This window comes from uncultured Devosia sp. (assembly GCF_913055165.1).
In the GTDB taxonomy this organism is placed as follows: Bacteria; Pseudomonadota; Alphaproteobacteria; order Rhizobiales; family Devosiaceae; genus Devosia.
Genome location: NZ_CAJXJS010000034.1, coordinates 18,299 through 38,074 on the forward strand (window position 1 = coordinate 18,299; position 19,776 = coordinate 38,074).

At 62.3% G+C, this 19,776-nt stretch carries 15 protein-coding genes and 1 pseudogene; 11 read left to right on the forward strand and 5 right to left on the reverse strand.

The annotated features are described in order from the left end of the window. The first annotated feature begins 60 nt into the window (after window positions 1-60). Window positions 61-768 (forward strand): response regulator, encoded by a 708-nt coding sequence (locus tag QZ564_RS11940; RefSeq protein ID WP_297109876.1) that lies wholly within the window; start codon window positions 61-63, stop codon window positions 766-768. A 1-nt stretch (window position 769) separates the two neighbouring features. On the opposite strand, the gene QZ564_RS11945 is transcribed toward QZ564_RS11940, so the two are convergent. Further along, window positions 770-2,317, reverse strand: coding sequence for a PAS domain S-box protein (locus tag QZ564_RS11945; RefSeq protein ID WP_297109879.1), 1,548 nt, complete (start codon window positions 2,315-2,317; stop codon window positions 770-772). A 369-nt stretch (window positions 2,318-2,686) separates the two neighbouring features. Between QZ564_RS11945 and QZ564_RS11950 the strand changes: the two genes are divergently transcribed. The 9 genes from QZ564_RS11950 to QZ564_RS11990 all read left to right on the forward strand — a co-directional run bounded on the left by QZ564_RS11950 (window position 2,687) and on the right by QZ564_RS11990 (window position 14,046). Continuing rightward, window positions 2,687-3,706 carry a substrate-binding domain-containing protein gene (locus QZ564_RS11950; RefSeq protein WP_297109882.1) on the forward strand — a complete coding sequence of 340 codons (1,020 nt, stop codon included), beginning with the start codon at window positions 2,687-2,689 and terminating at the stop codon, window positions 3,704-3,706. A gap of 76 nt (window positions 3,707-3,782) precedes the next feature. Next, entirely contained in the window at window positions 3,783-5,303 is a 1,521-nt protein-coding gene (locus QZ564_RS11955) for a sugar ABC transporter ATP-binding protein (protein WP_297109885.1), read from the forward strand. A gap of 38 nt (window positions 5,304-5,341) precedes the next feature. Further along, entirely contained in the window at window positions 5,342-6,310 is a 969-nt protein-coding gene (locus QZ564_RS11960; RefSeq protein WP_297109923.1) for an ABC transporter permease, read from the forward strand. Between the two features lie 4 nt (window positions 6,311-6,314). Then, window positions 6,315-7,316, forward strand: a complete 1,002-nt coding sequence (locus tag QZ564_RS11965) for a sugar-binding transcriptional regulator (protein WP_297109888.1) — start codon at window positions 6,315-6,317, stop codon at window positions 7,314-7,316. Beyond that, entirely contained in the window at window positions 7,306-8,301 is a 996-nt protein-coding gene (locus QZ564_RS11970) for an aldo/keto reductase (RefSeq protein ID WP_297109890.1), read from the forward strand. Before QZ564_RS11965 ends, QZ564_RS11970 begins: the two co-directional genes overlap by 11 nt. Window positions 8,302-8,363: 62 nt before the next feature. Then, window positions 8,364-10,070, forward strand: coding sequence for a glycerol-3-phosphate dehydrogenase/oxidase (locus QZ564_RS11975; RefSeq protein WP_297109893.1), 1,707 nt, complete (start codon window positions 8,364-8,366; stop codon window positions 10,068-10,070). 14 nt (window positions 10,071-10,084) lie between these two features. After that, window positions 10,085-10,927 (forward strand): aldolase, encoded by an 843-nt coding sequence (locus QZ564_RS11980; protein WP_297109896.1) that lies wholly within the window; start codon window positions 10,085-10,087, stop codon window positions 10,925-10,927. After that, window positions 10,920-12,440: an FGGY-family carbohydrate kinase gene (locus tag QZ564_RS11985; RefSeq protein WP_297109899.1), complete on the forward strand. Its 1,521-nt coding sequence runs from the start codon at window positions 10,920-10,922 to the stop codon at window positions 12,438-12,440. The genes QZ564_RS11980 and QZ564_RS11985 overlap by 8 nt, the downstream gene beginning before the upstream one ends. Continuing rightward, on the forward strand, window positions 12,430-14,046 hold the full coding sequence (locus QZ564_RS11990; protein ID WP_297109902.1) for a GMC family oxidoreductase N-terminal domain-containing protein: 1,617 nt from the start codon (window positions 12,430-12,432) through the stop codon (window positions 14,044-14,046). The genes QZ564_RS11985 and QZ564_RS11990 overlap by 11 nt, the downstream gene beginning before the upstream one ends. A gap of 73 nt (window positions 14,047-14,119) precedes the next feature. Here the strand turns inward: QZ564_RS11990 and QZ564_RS11995 are convergent, their stop codons facing one another. Beyond that, entirely contained in the window at window positions 14,120-15,616 is a 1,497-nt protein-coding gene (locus QZ564_RS11995; protein ID WP_297109905.1) for a CoA-acylating methylmalonate-semialdehyde dehydrogenase, read from the reverse strand. A 93-nt stretch (window positions 15,617-15,709) separates the two neighbouring features. On the opposite strand from QZ564_RS11995, the pseudogene QZ564_RS12000 reads away from it, so the two are divergent. After that, window positions 15,710-16,591, forward strand: a pseudogene (locus QZ564_RS12000) (LysR family transcriptional regulator). Window positions 16,592-16,597: 6 nt separating this feature from the next. Here QZ564_RS12000 and iolB read toward each other — a convergent pair. The 3 genes from iolB to QZ564_RS12015 form a co-directional block, all read right to left on the reverse strand. Then, the gene (gene iolB / locus QZ564_RS12005) at window positions 16,598-17,404 is read right to left on the reverse strand and encodes a 5-deoxy-glucuronate isomerase (RefSeq protein WP_297109908.1); all 807 of its coding nucleotides are present in this window, start codon (window positions 17,402-17,404) and stop codon (window positions 16,598-16,600) included. A 41-nt stretch (window positions 17,405-17,445) separates the two neighbouring features. Next, window positions 17,446-19,302 (reverse strand): 3D-(3,5/4)-trihydroxycyclohexane-1,2-dione acylhydrolase (decyclizing), encoded by a 1,857-nt coding sequence (iolD, locus tag QZ564_RS12010; RefSeq protein ID WP_297109912.1) that lies wholly within the window; start codon window positions 19,300-19,302, stop codon window positions 17,446-17,448. Window positions 19,303-19,324: 22 nt separating this feature from the next. Next, on the reverse strand, window positions 19,325-19,776 hold a 452-nt coding region (locus QZ564_RS12015; RefSeq protein WP_297109914.1), incomplete at its 5' end, for a 2-deoxy-5-keto-D-gluconate 6-phosphate aldolase domain-containing protein.

Genomic DNA, 19,776 nt, shown 5'->3' on the forward strand with positions numbered 1-19,776 from the left:
GTGTATTCGGCCTATCCGGTGAGTGTAACCGATTGTAACGGCCCATAGAGCCCCGCCGCGATGCAACGCCACCACATCCTGGTTGTCGACGACGACGCACAGATCCGCAGGATGCTGCGGCGGTGTCTGGAAGACGAAGGCTATGGGGTCAGTGAATCAAGCGACGGTGAAAATATCGGCGCAGCGCTCGCCCAAGCCGATCTGGTCACGCTTGATCTCAATCTGGGCGGCGCCGACGGGCTGGCCGTTGCGCAGCGCATCCGGCAGGTTTCAGACGTGCCCATCATCATGATCACCGGCAAGGGCGACATGATTGATCGCATTGTCGGGCTTGAAATCGGCGCCGATGACTATATCGCCAAGCCATTTCACCTGCGTGAGGTTCTGGCGCGTATCCGCAGCGTGTTGCGAAGAAGCGCCGGAACCGGTGCGGCAGCAAAGACGGCTTCGGAGACCATCACGTTCGATGGCTTCGTTCTCGACCTTGCCCGCCGCAGCCTGACGGGACCGAATGGTGAAGACGTTGTCCTGACCACTGGCGAGTTCGATCTGCTGGTGGTGTTTGCAAACCATGCCCATGCCGTGCTCGACCGCGATCGGATCATGGACCTGCTCAAAGGGCAGGATTGGGCCCCCAATGACCGCAGCATAGACAATCAGGTGGCTCGGCTGCGTAAGCTGATCGAGGCCGACACGCGCAATCCCCGCCTGATTAAGACCGTGCGGGGCGCGGGGTATTGCTTTACCCCGCAGAAGCTGGAGCGCTGACCTACGGCCCCTCCAGGGCCTCGGCGATGGCCCTGGCCAGATCGGCCTGGCGATAGGGCTTGCTCAACACCTTGAGGTGGGCAATGGCGTCGGCGTCCCGCCTTACGAGTTCGTCGGCATAGCCCGAGGTCAGCAAGACCGGAAGGCCGGGCCAGTCGGTGGCGATGCGCTGGGCCAGTTCATAGCCAGACATGCCCCCCGGCATGACAAGATCGGTAAAGACGAGATCGACCTCGGCGCCGCTGCCGAGAACCGCCAGCGCCTCATGCGCGTCAGCCGCCACCAGGGTGGCATAGTTGAGCGCCTCGAGACGATTGACCGTAAGCCGGCGAACGCGCGGATCGTCTTCCACGACGAGTATGGTCTGTCCCTTGGACTCCGCGCCGAGGGATTCCGCCTCGTCTTGCGGCGCAGCGGCAGCACCATCGCGCGGCAGGTAAATGTTGACCGTGGTCCCCCGCCCCTCCTCGCTATAGATGGTGGCATGGCCGCCGGATTGCTTGGCAAAGCCATAGATCATCGACAGCCCGAGACCGGTGCCGCGACCGGTTTCCTTGGTGGTAAAGAATGGCTCGAAGGCGCGGTCGCGCACATGGGCGGGCATGCCCTGCCCCGTATCGGCCACCGAGAGGCGGACATAGTCGCCAGGCCTGAGCCCGTCGAGCTCTTCGGACATGGGCGCATCGACCGTGACATTGCCGGTCTCGATGATCAAACGGCCGCCATCCGGCATGGCGTCCCGGGCATTGACCGCCAGGTTGACGATGGCGCTTTCCACCTGCGAGGGGTCGATCCGTGTCGGCCACAGCCGGGGCGTAAGGGCGTTGGACAGGGCGATGGTCGAGCCCATAGTGCGATGCAGCATGTCGGTCAGCCCGAGCACGAAATCGTTTAGATTGACCACCTCCGGCTCCAGATGCGACCGGCGGGCGAAGGCCAGCAAGCGAGCCGTCAGCCGCGCTCCGAGATCGGCTGCCTCAAGCGCCTCGGTGGCCAGCTCACGCTGGCTGCTGGTGGTCAACCGGCCCTCGAGCATTTCCAAATTGCCGATGATGACGGTCAGCAGGTTGTTGAAATCGTGCGCGATGCCGCCCGTCAACTGACCCATGGCCTCCATTTTCTGGGCATGGCGCAAAGCCTGCTCGGTGGCTTTCTGGCTCGACAGGTCATGAATGATGCCGGTGAAATGCTGGCGCCCATCCATCTCGAATTCGCTGACCGCCAGATGCATGGGGAAGGTCGTGCCATCCTGCCGCCGTCCGGTCACCTCCCGGCCGATGCCGATGATCTTGCGGGTGCCGGTGCGGCGATAATTGGCAATGTAGCCATCATGGGCAGAGTGGTCCGGCTCGGGCATGAGGAAATGCACATTGCGGCCGATGAACTCCTCCTGCCGATAGCCGAACAGCCGCGCCGCCGCGGGGTTCACCGTGGTGATGATGCCCTGCCCGTCGATGGTGATGATCGCATCCACGGCGGACTCGAGCATCGCCTGGAGCTTGCGCGCCTGCCCGACAAGGTCGATCTGATCTGGGTCCGATAGGGTCAAGTCGCCTCAGACTCCCATTGCAATCACGGCCAAGGATAGCGGCATTCGCCTCGCGGCCAAAGAGCTGACGCACAACAATTGTTGTCCGCCAACGGCAATTTGCACCGCGCAGGTTCGCAGCCCGTTGCCGAAGGCTGCGTCCCATCCGCGGCGGTCGTCCGAGCGGGCGGCGCGGAGCGAGCGGATGAGGTCACCGCGTTGAGGTCCGTAGTTGCAATAAATTTCAGTCCATGGATTTTTGTGCATTCCTATTGACGCCGGGAATGAGGTGGACTACACATCGCTTCCGTTGCAATAAAAACCGCAGCGCGAGATTTTTTCCAAGGCCGGGAGGGCCGGATGCTATCTCGTTTCATCGGAGGAGAAATTATGACGAAGTTCTTCAAGGCCGGCGCTGTCGCCGCCCTGACCGGCGCGCTCGCATCCGCCGGCATCCAATCCGCCCAGGCGCAGAGTACGTTCCAGTGCGAACCCGGCGAAACCTACATCATGAACGTGATGGTTTCGGCGCATCCCTATTGGGTGCCGGTATACCAGGGCTTTAAGCAGGCCGCCGAGGCCATGGGCTGCGAGACGGTATTCTCGGGCACGCCTGACTATGACATCACCAAGCAGATCGCCTCATTCGAGCAGGACCTCGTCAAGAAGCCCGCCGGCATCCTGCTGCACCCGATGCAGTCCGACCCCTTCATCGAGCCGATCAACCGGGCCATCGAATCCGGGGTGGAAGTGGTGACTTTCGCAGCGGACTCGCCGAACTCGAACCGCACCGCCTACATCACCTCTGACAATGTCGCCGAAGCAAAGTTCGCCGCCGAGGAAATCGTCAAGCAGGTGGGCGACAGCGGGGAATATGCGGTGCTGGAGAACCCGGGCCAGAGCAATCACGACCTGCGCGTCACCGCCTTCATCGACTATATGGCCGAAAACTATCCGAATATGGAACTGGTCGGGCGCCAGGCCACCAACCAGGACAGCAATGCCGCCTATCGCGCGACGGCTTCGATCCTGCAGGCCAATCCCGAGCTCGATGCGATGTGGATCCCGGAAGCCGGCTCAGCAGAGGGCGCTGTGGCAGCGGTGCTGGAAGCCAATTCGGACGTGCTGATCATGCATGCCGATATCACGCCGACCACGCTGGAACATATCCGCGCCGGCAATATCCATATGGCGCTCAATCCCAACCAGGGCATCCAAGGCTTTGTCGGCTTCCTGGCCACTTTCCTCGCCGCCCATTCGGACATGTTCGATCCGTTCAATGACTATAAGGTGTCGGGCTACAATCCCATGCAGATCCCCTTCGTGGATAACGGCTTTGCCGTGATCACCAAGGACAACGCCGACTCCTTCGATCTCAACGTCTACATGGAAGGCCGCGATCCCAACTAACGATCCGGCTTTCGACAAATACCCTGCGCCGTGACCTCGATTGCGGCGCAGGCTCCAGACCAGACGGGAGAGCGAGATGTCCGACGTCATTCTGAAAGTGAGTCAGCTGAGCAAGGCGTTCGGGGCCATACAAGCCCTGCGTGAAGCCAGCTTCGAGCTGCGGCGCGGCGAGATCCATGCGCTTGCCGGGGAAAATGGCGCGGGAAAATCCACGATGATGAACATCATCAACGGCATCCTGCAGCCGGATAGCGGCGAGATCCGCATTGATGACCAGGTGGTGCGCATCGGCTCGCCAACAGAAGCGCAGCGGCTGGGCATTGGCCAGGTGCATCAGGAAATCGCGCTCTGCCCAGACGTGTCGGTGGCCGAAAACATCTTCATGGCATCCACCAATGTCAGCCGGGCCCCACTGGTGGACTATGCCGGCCTCAAGCGGCGCGCCAGGGATATCCTGTCCGAACTGGGTGACATCGATCCGTCGGCACTCGTTGCCGGCCTGTCCATCTCCCAGCAGCAACTGGTCGAGATCGCCAAGGCCCTGACGCTTGACTGCCGCATCCTCATTCTCGACGAGCCGACCGCCGCGCTGACCGAGCGCGAGGCCCAGGCGCTCTTTGCCATCATGCATCGCCTGGCCGCGCGCGGCATCGCCATCATCTACATTTCCCACCGCATGGCCGAAATCTTCGCCCATTGCGACCGTGTGTCCGTCTTCCGCGATGGTCAATATGTGGTCACGCACAATGTTGCCGAGACCACGCCCACCCAGGTCGTCAATGCCATGGTGGGTCGCGAAATCGACGCCCGCTATCCCGCCAAGGCCGTTGGTACACCCACCGATGGGGAGGTCATTCTTCAGGTCGACGGACTCTCAAGCCCGGGCCGCTTTCAGGATGTCAGCTTCACCCTCCACCGCGGAGAAATCCTGGGGCTGGGTGGGCTGATCGGGGCTGGGCGCAGCGAGATCGTCAAGGGTATCTGCCGAATTGATCCGCACGCCACAGGCGAGGTGCGCCTGAATGGCAATGTGCTGCCATTGCGCCGCTACCAGCAAAGCATCGATGCTGGCATGGTCTACCTCTCGGAGGACAGGAAGGGAGACGGCCTGTTCCTCGATCTGCCCATCCAGGCCAATGTTTCGGCGCTGAAGCTGGAACAGGTGAGCAAGGGAGGACTGATCGACAGCCGTCGCGAAGCAACGCTGGCGCGTGAACTGGGCCGCCGCCTCAACCTCAAATATGGCAGTCTCTCGCACCCAGTCTCGTCGCTGTCCGGCGGAAACCAGCAGAAAGTGGCGATCGCAAAGCTGCTGTCCGTCAACCCCAAGGTCATTTTTCTCGACGAGCCGACCCGCGGGGTCGATGTGGGAGCAAAGCTCGAAATCCACCGGATCCTGCGGGACCTCGCCAATAGCGGGGTCGGTATCATGGTGATTTCCTCCGAATTGCCGGAGTTGATCGGCTGCTGCGACCGTATCCTTGTGGTGCGCGAAGGGCGGATCAATGGCGAGGTGGCGGGCGAAACCATGACGGAACAACGCATCATGCATATGGCATCCATCAGCGCCGATCTGCCCCGGGAGATGGCTTCATGAGTACGATCGAGACCAATATGGCCGCCAAGGACGAACAGATGGAAAAACCCATGCCGACGCCAGGTTGGCGCCGCCTCGCTGGTATGCGGGAGATCGGCCTGATCCTGATCATCCTGGCCTTGTTTGCCGCGATGTCCTTCGCCTCGCCCTATTTCCTGACCTGGGAAAACATGCGCGCCATGGCCATGGCCTTCGCGGTTGAAGGCATTGTCGTGGTCGGCATGACGATCCTCTTGATCTCAGGTGGCATAGACCTGTCGGTCGGCTCTGTCACGGCGCTCGCCATGGTCATTGCAGGCCTGTCGTTTCTCAATGGCGTCGACCCCTGGACCGCGTCACTGATCGCCATCCTGGCCTGCGCGGCCATCGGCGCCATCATGGGCTTTTTCGTCACCAAGGTGGGCCTGCACCACTTCATCGTCTCGCTGGCGGCCATGGTGATCGCCCGTGGCGCTTGCCTCCTGGGCACCGGTGGGCGGCCGCTCGGCCTCTTCACGCTACCGCCGGAGTTCAAGTTCATCGGCCAGGGTTCGATCGGGGTCATCCCCGTGGTCATCATCATCTTCATCGTGGTGGTCGTCGCCTTCGACTTCATGCTCAGGCGCACAACCATGTTCCGCAAGGTGTTCTATACGGGCAGCAATGAGAAGGCGGCCGCCTATTCGGGCATCCGCACCAAGAAGGTGATTTTCCTGACCACCACACTCTGCTCGGCCCTCTGCGGTGTAGCCGGGGTGATCTACATGGCGCGCTTCGGTTCGGCGCAGCCCACATTCGGCATCGGCATGGAGCTCAATGTCATCGCCGCCGCGGTCATCGGAGGGGCAAGTCTGTCGGGCGGCTCGGGCACCATCCTGGGCGCTATTCTGGGGACGATCCTGCTTTCGGTGGTGTCCAGCTCACTGGCCCTGCTGGACGTATCGGTCTACTGGCAGGACATAATCCGGGGATCCATCCTGCTGGCTGCGGTGACCATCGATCACTATCTGAGCAAGCGGCGGAGTTGAGGTCATGTTGAAGCGATTGGGCGAAGAAATGACGGACAATAGCGAGTTCGAATCCGCGCGACAGATCCACACCGTGCTGGTGATGCACTTCCTGGAAGGCCTCAAGCAATCTGATATTGCCGAAATGCTGAACCTGTCGACGTCCAAGGTGAACCGGCTGATAGCCCAGGGTCGCAAGCAGGGCATGGTCCGGATCGAAATCGAGTCGCCGTTCCAGCGGCTGATGGAAATCGAGCGCCTGCTGGTCAAGGCGACCCGCCTGACCAATGCCATCGTCACCCCCACCATTTCGGGCAATCTCGACACTACGCTGAAGCAGGTCGGTCGTGCTGCGGCCAACCAGCTGCTGGAATCCCTGCGCGACGGCGACGTCATCGCCATCACCGGCGGCAAGGCCATGAGCGCGGTGGTGGACAATCTCGAGCCTGAGCGCAGCTTCGATATCACCGTCGTGCCCCTCACCGGCGGCGTTCAGGGCAAATATCATACTGACGTCAACCACTTGGCCTCGCGCCTGGCGGAGCGTCTTGGGGGACAGACGCACCTGATGCACGCCCCGCTCTTTGCCGAAAGCGTGGAGCAGCGCGACATGCTCATGGACCTACCCTCGGTCAAGGAAACCCTTCATCTGGCGCGGCAGGCCGCGATTGCCCTGGTGGGCGTGGGGTCCATTCAGACGGCCGGTTCGAGCTATTACGACCTGCATCCCGATTCCACCGCCGACCGTGAAAAGCTGATCCGGAGCGGCGTGGTGGCGGAATTCCTCGCCCACCTGATCAACGAGTCCGGCGCCATAGCCAATTATTCCCTCAATTCGCGACTGGTCGCGCTGGCGCCCGGGGAGCTCTCCAACTGCCGCAAGGTCATCGGTGTCGCTGCCGGCTCGGACAAGGTCCTGCCAATCCGCGCCGTGCTCAATGGCGGCTTCCTCAACTCGCTGGTCGTCGATGAGGAAACTGCCTCACAGGTGCTGCAAGCGATGGAGGGTCAGACGCATGTTGCATGATCTGGGTAAGCGCCGCATCGGCACCTCCGCGATCAAGGCCCCTCCGGTCGGACTGGGCACCTGGGCGATCGGCGGCTGGATGTGGGGCGGCACCGACGAAGCCCAATCCATCGCCGCCATCCGGGCCGCGATTGACGAAGGAGTGAACCTGATCGACACGGCCCCGGCCTATGGCCAGGGTCTTGCCGAAGAACTGGTCGGCCGCGCCATCAAGGGACGTCGGGACCAGGTCGTCATCGCCACCAAATGCGGTCTCGTCTGGCACACCGACAAGGGCCGTCATTTCTTCGACTATGACGGCAAACCCGTCCATCGCTATCTCGGTCGCGACGCGATCTTCTACGAAGTGGAGCAGAGCCTGCGACGGCTGGAGACGGACCATATCGACCACTACATCACCCATTGGCAGGACCCGACCACGCCCATTGCCGAGACCATGGGTGCGCTCGAGGATCTCAAGCGGCAGGGCAAAATCGGCTCGATCGGCGCCAGCAATGTTTCGGAGGACGATCTCAAGGCCTATCTCGCGGCGGGCCAGCTCGATGCGATCCAGGAAGAATATTCGATGGCCAAGCGCGGCCTCGAACAGACCCTGCTGCCGGTGTGCCAGGAGAACGGCGTCTCCGTCCTCAGTTATTCGTCGCTGTCGCGTGGCCTGCTTACGGACAAGGTGGGGCCGGATCGCCAGTTCGAGGGGGACGACCAGCGCCGGACCGATCCGCATTTTTCGACTGACAACAGGATCAAGGTGGCCGCGCTGATGGAGGACATCGCGCCGATCGCAAAGGCGCATGATGCCACGCTGTCCCAGCTGGTCATTGCCTGGACGGTACAAAGGCCGGGGATCACCTTCGCCCTTTGCGGGGCGCGAACCCCCGAACAGGCGCGGGAGAATGCCGCCGCGGCGCGAATACGACTGAGCGAGCAGGACGTTCGGACCATGGATGACGCCGTGACCAGACATCTCTCAACACTCGACACCTAGGGCCAGACCCACATCGCCGAGACCACGAGCAGCGCTGTCGCGAGGCAGCGAAAGGATTTCTATTGCCAGAAACACGCCAGGACAGCTTCGACCGGATCAGCGCCGATCCCGCATTCGATGTGGTCGTCATCGGCGGCGGCATCAACGGCATTGGCGTGTTCCGGGAACTGGCACTGCAGGGCTTGCGGGTGCTGCTGGTCGAGCGCAACGACTACTCTTCAGGTTGCAGCGCCGCTCCATCACGCATGATCCATGGCGGTCTGCGTTACCTCGAAAATGGCGAATTCTCGCTTGTGAAGGAATCGCTGCGCGAGCGGGATGCCCTGCTCGCCAATGCCGCCCATATGGTGCGCCCGCTGCCCACGACAGTTCCCATCACCTCAATCTTTTCCGGGCTGCTTAACGGCGCTGCGAGTTTTCTGGGCCTCTCCACACCACCCGCGCGGCGCGGCGCCTTGGCGCTCAAGGCTGGTCTATCGATGTATGACTGGATCACACGCAAGCGCCGCCGGCTGCCACCACACCAGTTCAGGTCTGCAACCGAAACGCTGCGGCTCTGGCCGCGTTTGACGCCAAAACTGCGCGGCTCGGCCACCTTCTTTGACGCCTGGATCAGCTATCCAGAGCGCCTGGCCATCGAATTGCTGCTCGATACGGGGCGCGAAGCGCCGGGCAGCGTGGCCCTCAACTATGCCGAACTGGTCCGGCGCGATGCCGGCTACGCCGTGCAGGATCACCTGACCGGGCAAGAGTATCCCGTTACCGCAAGGGCGCTGGTCAATGCCACCGGGGCCTGGCTTGACGAATCGCTGGCGGACCTGGCGGATCGGGGCAGTTCCGGAGAGCGCTATGTCTCGGGCACCAAGGGCTCGCATATCGTGCTCGACCATCCCGAACTCCATGCTGCCCTGAACGGGCACATGATCTTCTTCGAGAACGGCGATGGCCGCGTCTGCGTGGTCTTTCCCTATTTGGGGAAAGTCCTGGCAGGGTCCACCGACATAAGGGTCGAGAAGGCCGAGCGGGTCTATTGCACCGATGAAGAGCGGGACTACATCCTTGACGCGCTGAGGGCGGTGTTTCCGTCCATACGGCTCGGCGCCGAGCAGATCATCTATAGCTATAGCGGCATCCGCCCCCTGCCCCGGAGCGACCATGCCTTCACCGGCCGCATTTCGCGCGGCCACATGGTCCGCCGGATCGACGGGACAGTGCCGCAATTCTGCATGATCGGGGGGAAGTGGACCACGTTCCGCGCCTTTGCCGAGCAGACCACCGATGCGGTGCTCGATTTCCTCGGGAAGGCGCGGGTTCGCGACACATATGATCTGCCCATTGGCGGCGGTGCGGGGTTTCCGGAGGAACCGGGTGCGCTGGAGCAGGAGCTCGTGGCCCGACATGGCATCAGTGCTGCACGGGCGGCCTGGCTTGTGGATCTCTACGGCACACGGGCCGATACCGTCCTGGCGTTCTGCGGCACGCGGGAAGACGATGTGCCCCTTGATGCGGGACTGGAGGTCACGGCGGCCGAAATCGCCTATCTCGCCCAGCAAGAACATGTCGTGCACCTGGCCGATCTGGTGTTGCGGCGACTGCCTTTGGCCATCACGGGTCTGATCTCGTCCAGGCGGCTGGAAGCGCTGGCCGCTGTGCTGGCCGGTGAACTGGGCTGGACGGTTGAGGAGAGGCAAGAGCAGATCGCCGACCTGGCCCATCAACTTCACACTTATCATGGCGTCTCGGCAGACATGCTGACGCAACGCAATTGAGCGGGGAGGCAAATATGCGCGTAAGCACCAAAGCCCGGATGAACCGGCTTTTCACCAATGGAGGGTGCCTCGACGTCGCCATCGACCATGGCGTCTGCAATGAACCGAGCTTTCTGGTTGGGCTGGAAGACATGGCCGGGGTGGTAGATGCCTTGATCGGCGCCAGGCCAGACGCCATTCAGATGGCCTATGGGCAGGCCGACCTGCTGCAGTCGCGTCCCGAGAAGGACAAGCCGGCGCTGGTGATGCGGATCGACATGGGCAATCCCTACAATGCCCAGCGGCATCGGGTCATGTGGTCGATGCTGCAAAACCGCGACGAGCCGATCGGCGGGGCGCTGGAAATGGACGCGGCCTGTGTGGTGGTCAATCTCTTCATGCTGCCCGATGAACCCGAACTCTTCCGCCAGTGCGTGGACAATATCAGCCGGGTGCGTGCCGATTGCCACAAATACGGCATGCCGCTGATGATCGAGCCTCTGGCCATGCTGTCCAATGAGGTGCGCGGCGGCTACCAGGTCGATGGGGATGTGGAGAAGATCGTGCCGCTGGTGCGGCTCGCCGCGGAAATGGGTGCGGACATCATCAAGGCTGATCCCACCGACAATCCCGAGGATTTCCACCGGGTCATCGAGGCGGCGCGGGTGCCGGTTCTGGTGCGTGGCGGCGGCAAGGAAGACCTTAAGGCTGTCCTCGAAAAGTCCGCCCGCCTGATGCACCAGGGCGCCAAGGGCATGGTCTATGGGCGCAATATCTACCAGCACACCAATCCACGGGCTGTCGTTGCGGCGCTCATGGCCATTATCCATGATGGTGCCGATGGCGAGGCTGCCTGGGAGGTCTACAATAATGGTTGACGCACCGCGCTATCTCCTGGGCCTGGATGCGGGCAATACCGTCATCAAGGCCGTTCTTTTCACGCTGGATGGCAAGCAGGTTGCGGCGCACGGCATCGACGGCGCCACGCACCAGCCGGCCGCGGGCATGGTCGAGCGCTCGGTGCCCGAGCTTTGTGACAATGCGAGGGTGGCGATCGGCCAGTGCATCGCCAAGGCAGGGATTGACGCCCGGCAGATCGCAGCCATCGGGACCGCCGGACACGGCAATGGACTTTATCTGCTCGACACGGACCGGCAGCCATTGCTCGGTATTCAGTCCCTCGACAGCCGGGCGGCACAATTGGCTGGCATTCTGGACCGGCGCGCAGGCAAGGCGCTTCATGCCATCTGCCTGCAGCGCCCTTGGCCGTCGCAGACGCCGGTCCTCCTGGCCTGGCTCAAGCAGAACCGGCCGGATCTCTATGGGCGTGCAGGCACGCTGCTGTTCGCCAAGGATGTGCTGACCTGGTACCTGACCGGAGAATTGGCGAGCGAGATTTCCGACATGTCCGGTGCAGGCCTCGTCCGCATGCCTGAGGCTGTGTATGACGAAGAGCTGATGCGGCTCTATGGCCTTGAGGATGCGCAGGGGATGCTTCCGCCGCTTCACCAACCCAGTGACGTGGTCGGCACGATAACGACGCAAACGGCTGCACGGACCGGACTTGCGGAGGGCACTCCAGTGGTCGCGGGGCTCTTTGACGTCGTGGCTTCTGCCATGGGGTCGGGTGCGGCCCTGCCCGGCTCAGCGTCGGTGGTTGCCGGCAGTTGGTCGATCAACCAGGTGTTCTCGACTGAGCCGGTGAAGGACGAACGGGTCTTCATGGTCGCCGCATACGGGCCCAACCGCTATGCCAATATGGAGAACAGCGCGACGTCAGCAGCAAATCTCGAATGGTATGTGCGGGCGCTGATCGAACGCGGGGCACACCACGATGACCCGTTCGGCTTCGTCAATGAACTGATCGGGCAAGTCAGTCCGCGCCATGACGATCCCCTGTTCCAGCCCTTTCTCTATGGCGGCCGGCTCGGCTCGCACTACCGCGCCAGCTTTTTCGGTCTTGCCGGCTGGCACAGCGAAGGTCACTTGCTGCGGGCGCTTTATGAGGGCGTGATGTTCGAGCATCGACGCCACGTCTCGGTGCTGGCAGATGCTGGCGTGGGCATGGACCAGGCAGTGCTGTCAGGCGGAGGCTCCCGGTCAGCGCATTGGCCACAGATCTTTGCCGACGGGCTGGGCGTGCCGGTGACCGTGGCGGAAGCCCGCGAGACCGGCGCCCTGGGTGCGGCCATGATGGCCGCTGTGGGGGTTGGCCTCTATCAGGATGAGGTGGAGGCCGCCGGCGCCATGACGCGCGCCGTCCAAACCTATGTTCCCGACCCTGCAATGGCCGCGCATTATGAGCGCCGCTATGGCATCTGGAGCACGCTCAACGCTGCCAGCGACCCGATCTGGCAAGAGCTGTTGTCGGAGCGACCGCATGCGGGTTGAGGGTGAATATGACTATGTGATCGTAGGAGCCGGCACGGCCGGATGCGTGCTGGCCAACCGGCTCACCGAGGACCCACGCAATCGCGTCCTGCTGCTCGAAGCGGGCGGCAATGACAATTACCACTGGGTCACCATTCCGGTCGGCTATCTCTATTGCATCGGTAATCCGCGTACCGACTGGATGATGAAGACGGCGCCGGAGCCGGGTCTCAACGGACGGTCGCTGGTCTATCCGCGCGGCAAGGTCCTGGGCGGCTGCACCTCGGTCAATGGCATGATCTATATGCGCGGCCAGGCGGCGGACTATGACGGTTGGCGCCAGGCCGGAAATACTGGTTGGGGCTGGGACGATGTGCTGCCCTATTTCATCAAATCAGAGGATCACCATGGCGGGGGCAATGCCATGCATGGCGCCGGGGGCGAGTGGCGCGTGGCGCGGCAGCGCCTCTCTTGGGACATTCTGGAAGCAGTGCAACGCGGGGCAAGCGAGTTCGGCATCGAACCGCGATCCGACTTCAACGATGGCGACAATGAAGGATCGGGCCTGTTCGAGGTCAATCAATCCGGTGGCCGCCGCTGGAACACCGCCAAGGGCTTCCTTCGGCCCGCGCTGAATCGCCCCAATCTTCGACTCGTTACCCAAGCGGAAGCAGAGCGGCTGATCGTTGAAGACGGTCGGGTCGCCGGCGTGACCTATCGTCAGGGAGGCAACAGCGTTCAGGCGCGGGCGGGTCGCGAAGTGTTGCTCGCTGCAGGCGCCATCAACTCACCCAAACTGCTTGAGCTCTCCGGCATCGGCCGGCCTGAAATCCTGCAGAAGAATGGCATCGACGTCCGCCTCGAAAGCCAGGGGGTGGGTGAGAACCTGCAGGATCATCTGCAGATCCGCATGGTCTACAAGGTGAGCGGCGCGCAGACGCTCAATACTCTGTTCCACAGCCCCTTCGGCAAGCTGCGCATGGGTCTGCAGTATGCCCTCACCCAGAGCGGCCCGCTGTCGATGGCACCGAGCCAGTTCGGCATGTTCACCAAGTCCGACGCCGCGATGGCCACGCCGGACCTGGAATATCATGTGCAGCCCCTCTCGACGAACCGGCTGGGCGAGCCGCTGCACGAATTCCCCGCGATCACCATTTCGGTGTGCAATCTACGCCCGCAGAGCCGTGGCAGTGTCCACATCGAGAGCATGGACCTCAATCGCCAGCCACTGATCCAGCCGAACTATCTTTCGACCGCTGCTGATCGCGACATCGCTGTTCGCTCGGTACAGCAGGCCCGGCAGATCATGACTGCCAAAGCGCTTCAACCTTATCGTCCCGAGGAAATCCTGCCCGGACCAGAGGTGAGCACCGAAGCTGACCTTTTGCGGGGCATTGGCGATATCGCCACCACCATCTTCCATCCGGTCGGAACCTGCCGAATGGGTGTGGACGACCGCGCCGTGGTGACACCCGATTTGCGTCTTAGAGGCATGGATGGCCTGCGCATTGTTGATGCCTCGATCATGCCGACGATCGTCTCAGGCAACACTGCAAGCCCGACTGTGATGATTGCCGAGAAGGCCGCCGACATGATCAGAAGGGGAGCCAGGCTGTCCGCCGCCTGAACCTGGGAAGCGGGCCGTGTGGTCCGGCAGCAAAGATCGGGGCCGCACATCTGCGGCCCCGATTTCGATTGATCTATTTCATCGTTGGCATCTGGAATTCGGCGCCGTCCTTGATGCCGCTGGGCCAGCGCGCAGTGACAGTCTTGGTACGGGTCCAGAACTTGATCGAATCCGTGCCGTGCTGGTTGAGGTCGCCAAAGGCGCTCGCTTTCCAGCCCCCAAAGCTGTGATAGGCTAGCGGCACCGGCACCGGGACGTTGATCCCCACCATGCCGACATTGATGCGGGCCGCGAAGTCACGGGCGGCGTCGCCGTCACGGGTGAAGATTGCCGTGCCATTGCCATAGGGGTTGTCCATCACCAGGTCGATGGCATCCTCATAGGTGTTGGACCGGACCACGCTCAGCACCGGACCAAAGATTTCTTCCTTGTAGATGTCCATGTCCGGCGTGACGCGATCGAACAGGGTCGGTCCGACAAAATAGCCATTCTCGTAACCCTGAAGGCTGAAACCGCGGCCATCGACCACAAGTTCGGCGCCCTGCTCCACGCCCCTGGAGATGAGCTGCTTGATGCGATCCTGGCTGGCCTTGGTGATGACCGGACCCATTTCTGATCCAGGGTCGCTGGCGGGACCAAGCTTGAGCTTTTCGATACGGGGCTTGAGCGCCTCAACGATGCGGTCGGCTGTACCATCGCCAACGGGGACGGCCACGGAAATGGCCATACAGCGTTCCCCGGCCGAACCATAGCCGGCACCCATCAGTGCATCGGCGGCCTTGTCCATGTCGGCGTCGGGCATGATGATCATGTGGTTCTTGGCCCCACCAAAGGCCTGCACGCGCTTGCCGTTGGCAGCGGCGGTTCCATAGACATGGCGGGCGATGGGGGTCGAGCCGACAAAGCTGATGGCCTCGATCTTTTCGTGGGCCAAAATGCCATCCACTACAGGCTTGCCGCCCTGCACAACATTGAGGATGCCCTTGGGCAAGCCGGCCTCGATAGCCAGCTGTGCCAGGCGTACCGGCACGGAGGGGTCGCGCTCGGAGGGCTTGAGGATAAAGGCATTGCCCGCGGCGATGGCCGGAGACAGCATCCAGAGCGGGATCATGGCAGGAAAGTTGAACGGCGTGATGCCGGCGCCAATGCCCACCGGCTGGCGCATGGAATACATGTCGATGCCGGGGCCGGCACCGTCGGTGAACTCACCCTTGAGTAGATGCGGCGCGCCAGCGACGAATTCCGACACTTCCAGCCCACGTTGGATGTCGCCCTTGGAATCTTCAACCGTCTTGCCATGCTCGGCGCTGAGCAGTTCGGCCAGTTCCTGCATGTTCTGGTTGATGAGCGCCACGAAATTGAAAAAAACGCGCGCGCGGCGCTGCGGATTGGTCGCCGCCCATTTGGGCTGCGCAGCGGCGGCAGAAGCAACGGCCGCCTCGAGATCTGCCTCTGACGCCAGAACGACACGCGCCTGGACCTCACCGGTGGCGGGATTAAAGACGTCCTGATACTGAGTCGAGCTGCCGGTGGTTTCGACACCGTCGATGAAGTGTCCAATGGTGCGCATGCAATTCCTCCTTGGTCGGCGAGGAAAATGTCACTATGTTTTTCGCACATCAACTCAACAATCTGCGCATCCGTTGTGCGGAAAGTATAGTAAGTGAACTGGGATGACGTCCGGATATTCCTGGCGGTGGCGCGCAATGGCCAGATCCTGGCCGCCTCGCGCACCCTGGGGCTCAACCACGCGACCGTGGCGCGGCGCCTGACGGCCCTGGAGGAGGCGCTTGGCAGCAGCCTGTTCCAGCGTCGGACCAGCGGCACCGAACTGACCATGCAAGGCGAGAAGTTCCTGACCCATGCCGAAGCCATGGAAAGCGCCAGCCTGGCCGCCGTCGAGGCGGCTGATGCAAATAGCGACATTGAAGGCACTGTCCGCATCGGGGCTCCGGACGGCTTCGGCGTCGCCTTTCTGGCGCCGCGCCTGCATGAGCTGGTCGAACGCCATCCTGCGATGCGCATTGAACTCGTGCCTGTACCGCGGGCTTTTTCGCTGTCGCGCCGCGAGGCCGATATTGCCGTGACGCTGGAGCGCCCCCGCGAGGGTCGGCTGGTTGCCCGCAAGCTGACCGACTATTCGCTGGGGCTCTATGCCTCGCGCAGTTATCTTGATCTGAACGAGCGTCCCAACAAACCCGAAGGCCTCAAGAACCATGCGCTGGTCGGCTATGTCGAAGACCTGCTCTACGCGTCGAGTCTGAATTTTACATCGGAGCTGTTCCCCGGCTAGCAATCGACCCTTTCGATGTCGTCGACCATGGGACTGACAGCGGCTGTTCGATCCGGCACAAGGATCGGCATTCTGCATGCATTCATGGCGAGCAGCTATCCTGAGCTTGACCTCGTCCTGCCTGAACTTACGCTCAGGAGGAGCTACTGGACGGTCGTACACGAGGAGCTGCGCGGGATCCGTCGCATTTCTGTGGTGGCCGACTTCCTGACCGAAATCGTGGCGCGAGGCCGGACGCTGTTTTCGCCCTGACCGGGCCTAGCTGTCCCGTTGCATGACCCATTTGTGGTCTGGGTCGGGCTCGAAGCGCCAGGCTCGGCGGGGGCCGGCCATGACGTTGAGGTAGTACATTTCGTAGCCATGCACGGCCCCGCAGGGGTGATGACCGCGGGGAACGAGAACGACATCGTGGCTCTGCACGGCCATGGTTTCGTCCAGCGTGCCGTCATTGGTATAGACGCGCTGCACCCCAAAACCCTGCGCCGGGTTGAGGCGGTGGTAGTAGGTTTCTTCCAGATAGGTGATGCGCGGGTAGTCGTCTTCGTCATGGCGATGACTGGGGTAGGACGACCAGTGCCCCTCCGGGGTGAAGACTTCGGTGACCAGCAGGCTGTCGCAATAGTCCTCGTTTTCCATGGCGATGTTGTTGATCCATCGCTCGTTGGACGCCTGGCCGCGCACCGTGAGCGTAATGCCATCGGGTCCGATGCGACGCGCCTCGTGACCGCCTTTGCAGGGCGCCGAGCAAACGGCAATGGTGCAGTCGGTGGTCGCGGTCGCTTCCCAGGCTCTGTCATTGGGGAGGTAGAGGCAATGGGGCGGCGTTTTCTCAAACACATCCATGCGGTCGCCCAGGATGCCCCAGTCGCGATCATTGGCCCGGAACTGTGCCTTGCCCTCGACCATAACGAGGATCACTTCACGGTCACCGGTGACTTCCGAGACGGTGTCACCAGCGCGCAGCCGGTAGAGGCTGAAGCCGACAAAACGCCAACCGGCCGACTGTGGTGTGATCTCATGCACCTTGCCATGCGTGCCGAATGGTTTGCGCTGAAGGCTCGTCATGGACGTGTCCTTTTCTCGTTTAGTCTGATCGGCCGGTGGCCTTAGTTGACCAGGCTCTGTCGGGCGATCTGACCGAGATATTCGAGATATCTGTCGCGTTGTTTCTGACGGTCGGAGGTTTGCGGGACGGCGACGTCCCAGAAGAAGCCATGCTCGCCGGCAGTGGTCTGAAGACCGGTCCCGGGGAAGTCCTTTGCGATCGTATCGATGACGATGACAGTCGGGATATTGCGTGAGCGGGCGGCCTTCAGTTCGGCTTCGAGCGCATCGGTCCCCGAAGCCTTGACCGCGAAGGCACCCATGGACGCAGCGTGGGCCACATAGTCGATCTCGGGCTGAACTTCGACATTGCAGTCGACATACATGTTGTTGAACGGCTCGCCGCCGCAGCCCATCGTCTGCAGGCGGTTGATGCAGCCATAGCCGCGATTGTCGGTGAGAACCACAGTAAAGGGAATGCGGCGCATGACGGCCGTTACCAGCTCGGAATTGGCCATCATGTAGGAGCCGTCACCGACAAAGCAGATGACTTCACGCTCAGGCTGCGCCAGTGCCAAGCCCATCGCGCCAGCCACTTCGTAACCCATGCAGGAATAGCCATATTCCATGTGGTAGCCGCCCTGAGATGGCTTCCACAGGAGCTTTAGGGCACCGGGCATCGTGCCTGCTGCACATATGGCAATGGCGCCATCGGTGGCGGCACGCTGCACAGCGCCGATCACCTGGCCGTCGGTAGGCGGTGCGTTCTGGTCGTCCGGGCGGGCGCAATAGACGTCCACGGCGCGCAGCCAGTCCTGGCGGGCACCGGCATCGGGCGCTTCGGCCTTGTAATCGCCAATGGCCTCGGTGAGGGCTTCCAGTGTTACCTTGGCATCCCCAACAAGGCTGACCGCGGCGTGTTTAGCCGCGTCATAACCATGCGTGTTGATGGAAACGAGCGTCGCATCGTGGCGGTACAGGGTGCGCGAGCCGGTTGTAAAATCCTGCAGACGGGTGCCGACGCCAATCACGAGATCGGCCCTGGAAGAAGCGGCATTGGCCGCTGCCGATCCATCGACGCCAGAGGCCCCGAAGTTCATCGGGTGGTCCTGCGCAAGACCGGACTTGCCGGCCTGGGTCTCGGTCACGGGAATATTGTGCCGCGTCGCAAATGCGGCGAGCGTTTCCTCGGCCTGGCTATAGATGGTGCCGCCACCCGAGACGATCACCGGGTTCTTCGCGCCCTTGATAAGCTCGGACACACGCGTCAGTTCACCCGCATCGGGGGATGGGCGGCGAATGCGCCAGACGCGCGACTCGAAGAAAGCTTCGGGAAAGTCGAATGCTTCCGCCTGCACATCCTGACAGAAGGCCAGGCAGACCGGGCCGCAATTGGCGGGGTCGGTCATCACTCTAAGAGCTCGCGGCAGGCAGGTCAGGAGATGTTCGGGCCGGGTAATCCGGTCGAAATAGCGCACCACGGGACGGAAACAGTCATTGGCGGACACCGTGCCATCGTCAAAGTCTTCCACCTGCTGCAGCACCGGATCGGGCCGACGATTGGCGAAGACGTCCCCACAGACCATCAGAACCGGCAGCCGGTTGACATGGGCCAAGGCTGCTGCCGTCACCATATTGGTTGACCCCGGGCCGATCGATGAGGTCACGGCATGGGCGCGCGCGCGCTTCTTGCCCTTGGCATAGGCGATGGCCGCATGGGCCATTGTCTGCTCATTCTGACCGCGCCAGGTCGGAAAGACATCCCGATAGGCATGCAATGCCTCCCCGATGCCAGCCACATTGCCATGCCCAAAGATCGCCCACATGCCTTCGATAAAGCGTTCGCCCTCTTCCGTCATTTGAACGGAGAGCCACTTGACCATCGCCTGGGCCGCGGTCAGCCGGATTGTCTGGGTCATGCTTCTGTCTCCGGCAAAAAGGTCAGGCCACGTGGGCGGCGCGCGCCGCCGATCTGGCTTGGTCCCAGATATGGCAAAGGTTCCGATAATTGCTTTCCATCTGTCCGACGGCCTCGTCATCGGACAGCTCTCCCGCAAGCCAACCGCGTGCGGCGGCGCCGAAAATGGTCCGGCCAACGGCAAAGCCCTTCACAAGATCAAACGAGGCGGCTACGCGGAAACTGGCGGCCAGTTCGGCCTCTGGGGCGTCCAAGCCCAGAACGACAATGCCGCGAGTGTGAGGATCGTTGGCACTAATCGTGGCGCAAGTATTTTCCCAGGCGCCCTGCGTCGCCATCGGTTCGAGCTTCCACCAGTCGGGATAGATGCCGATCTCGTAAAAGCGCTGGATCAGGATCGCCGTCGTGTCGTCATTGACCGGCCCAACCTTGGAGGGAATGATCTCAAGGAGGAATTCCAGGCGGTTGCGGCGGG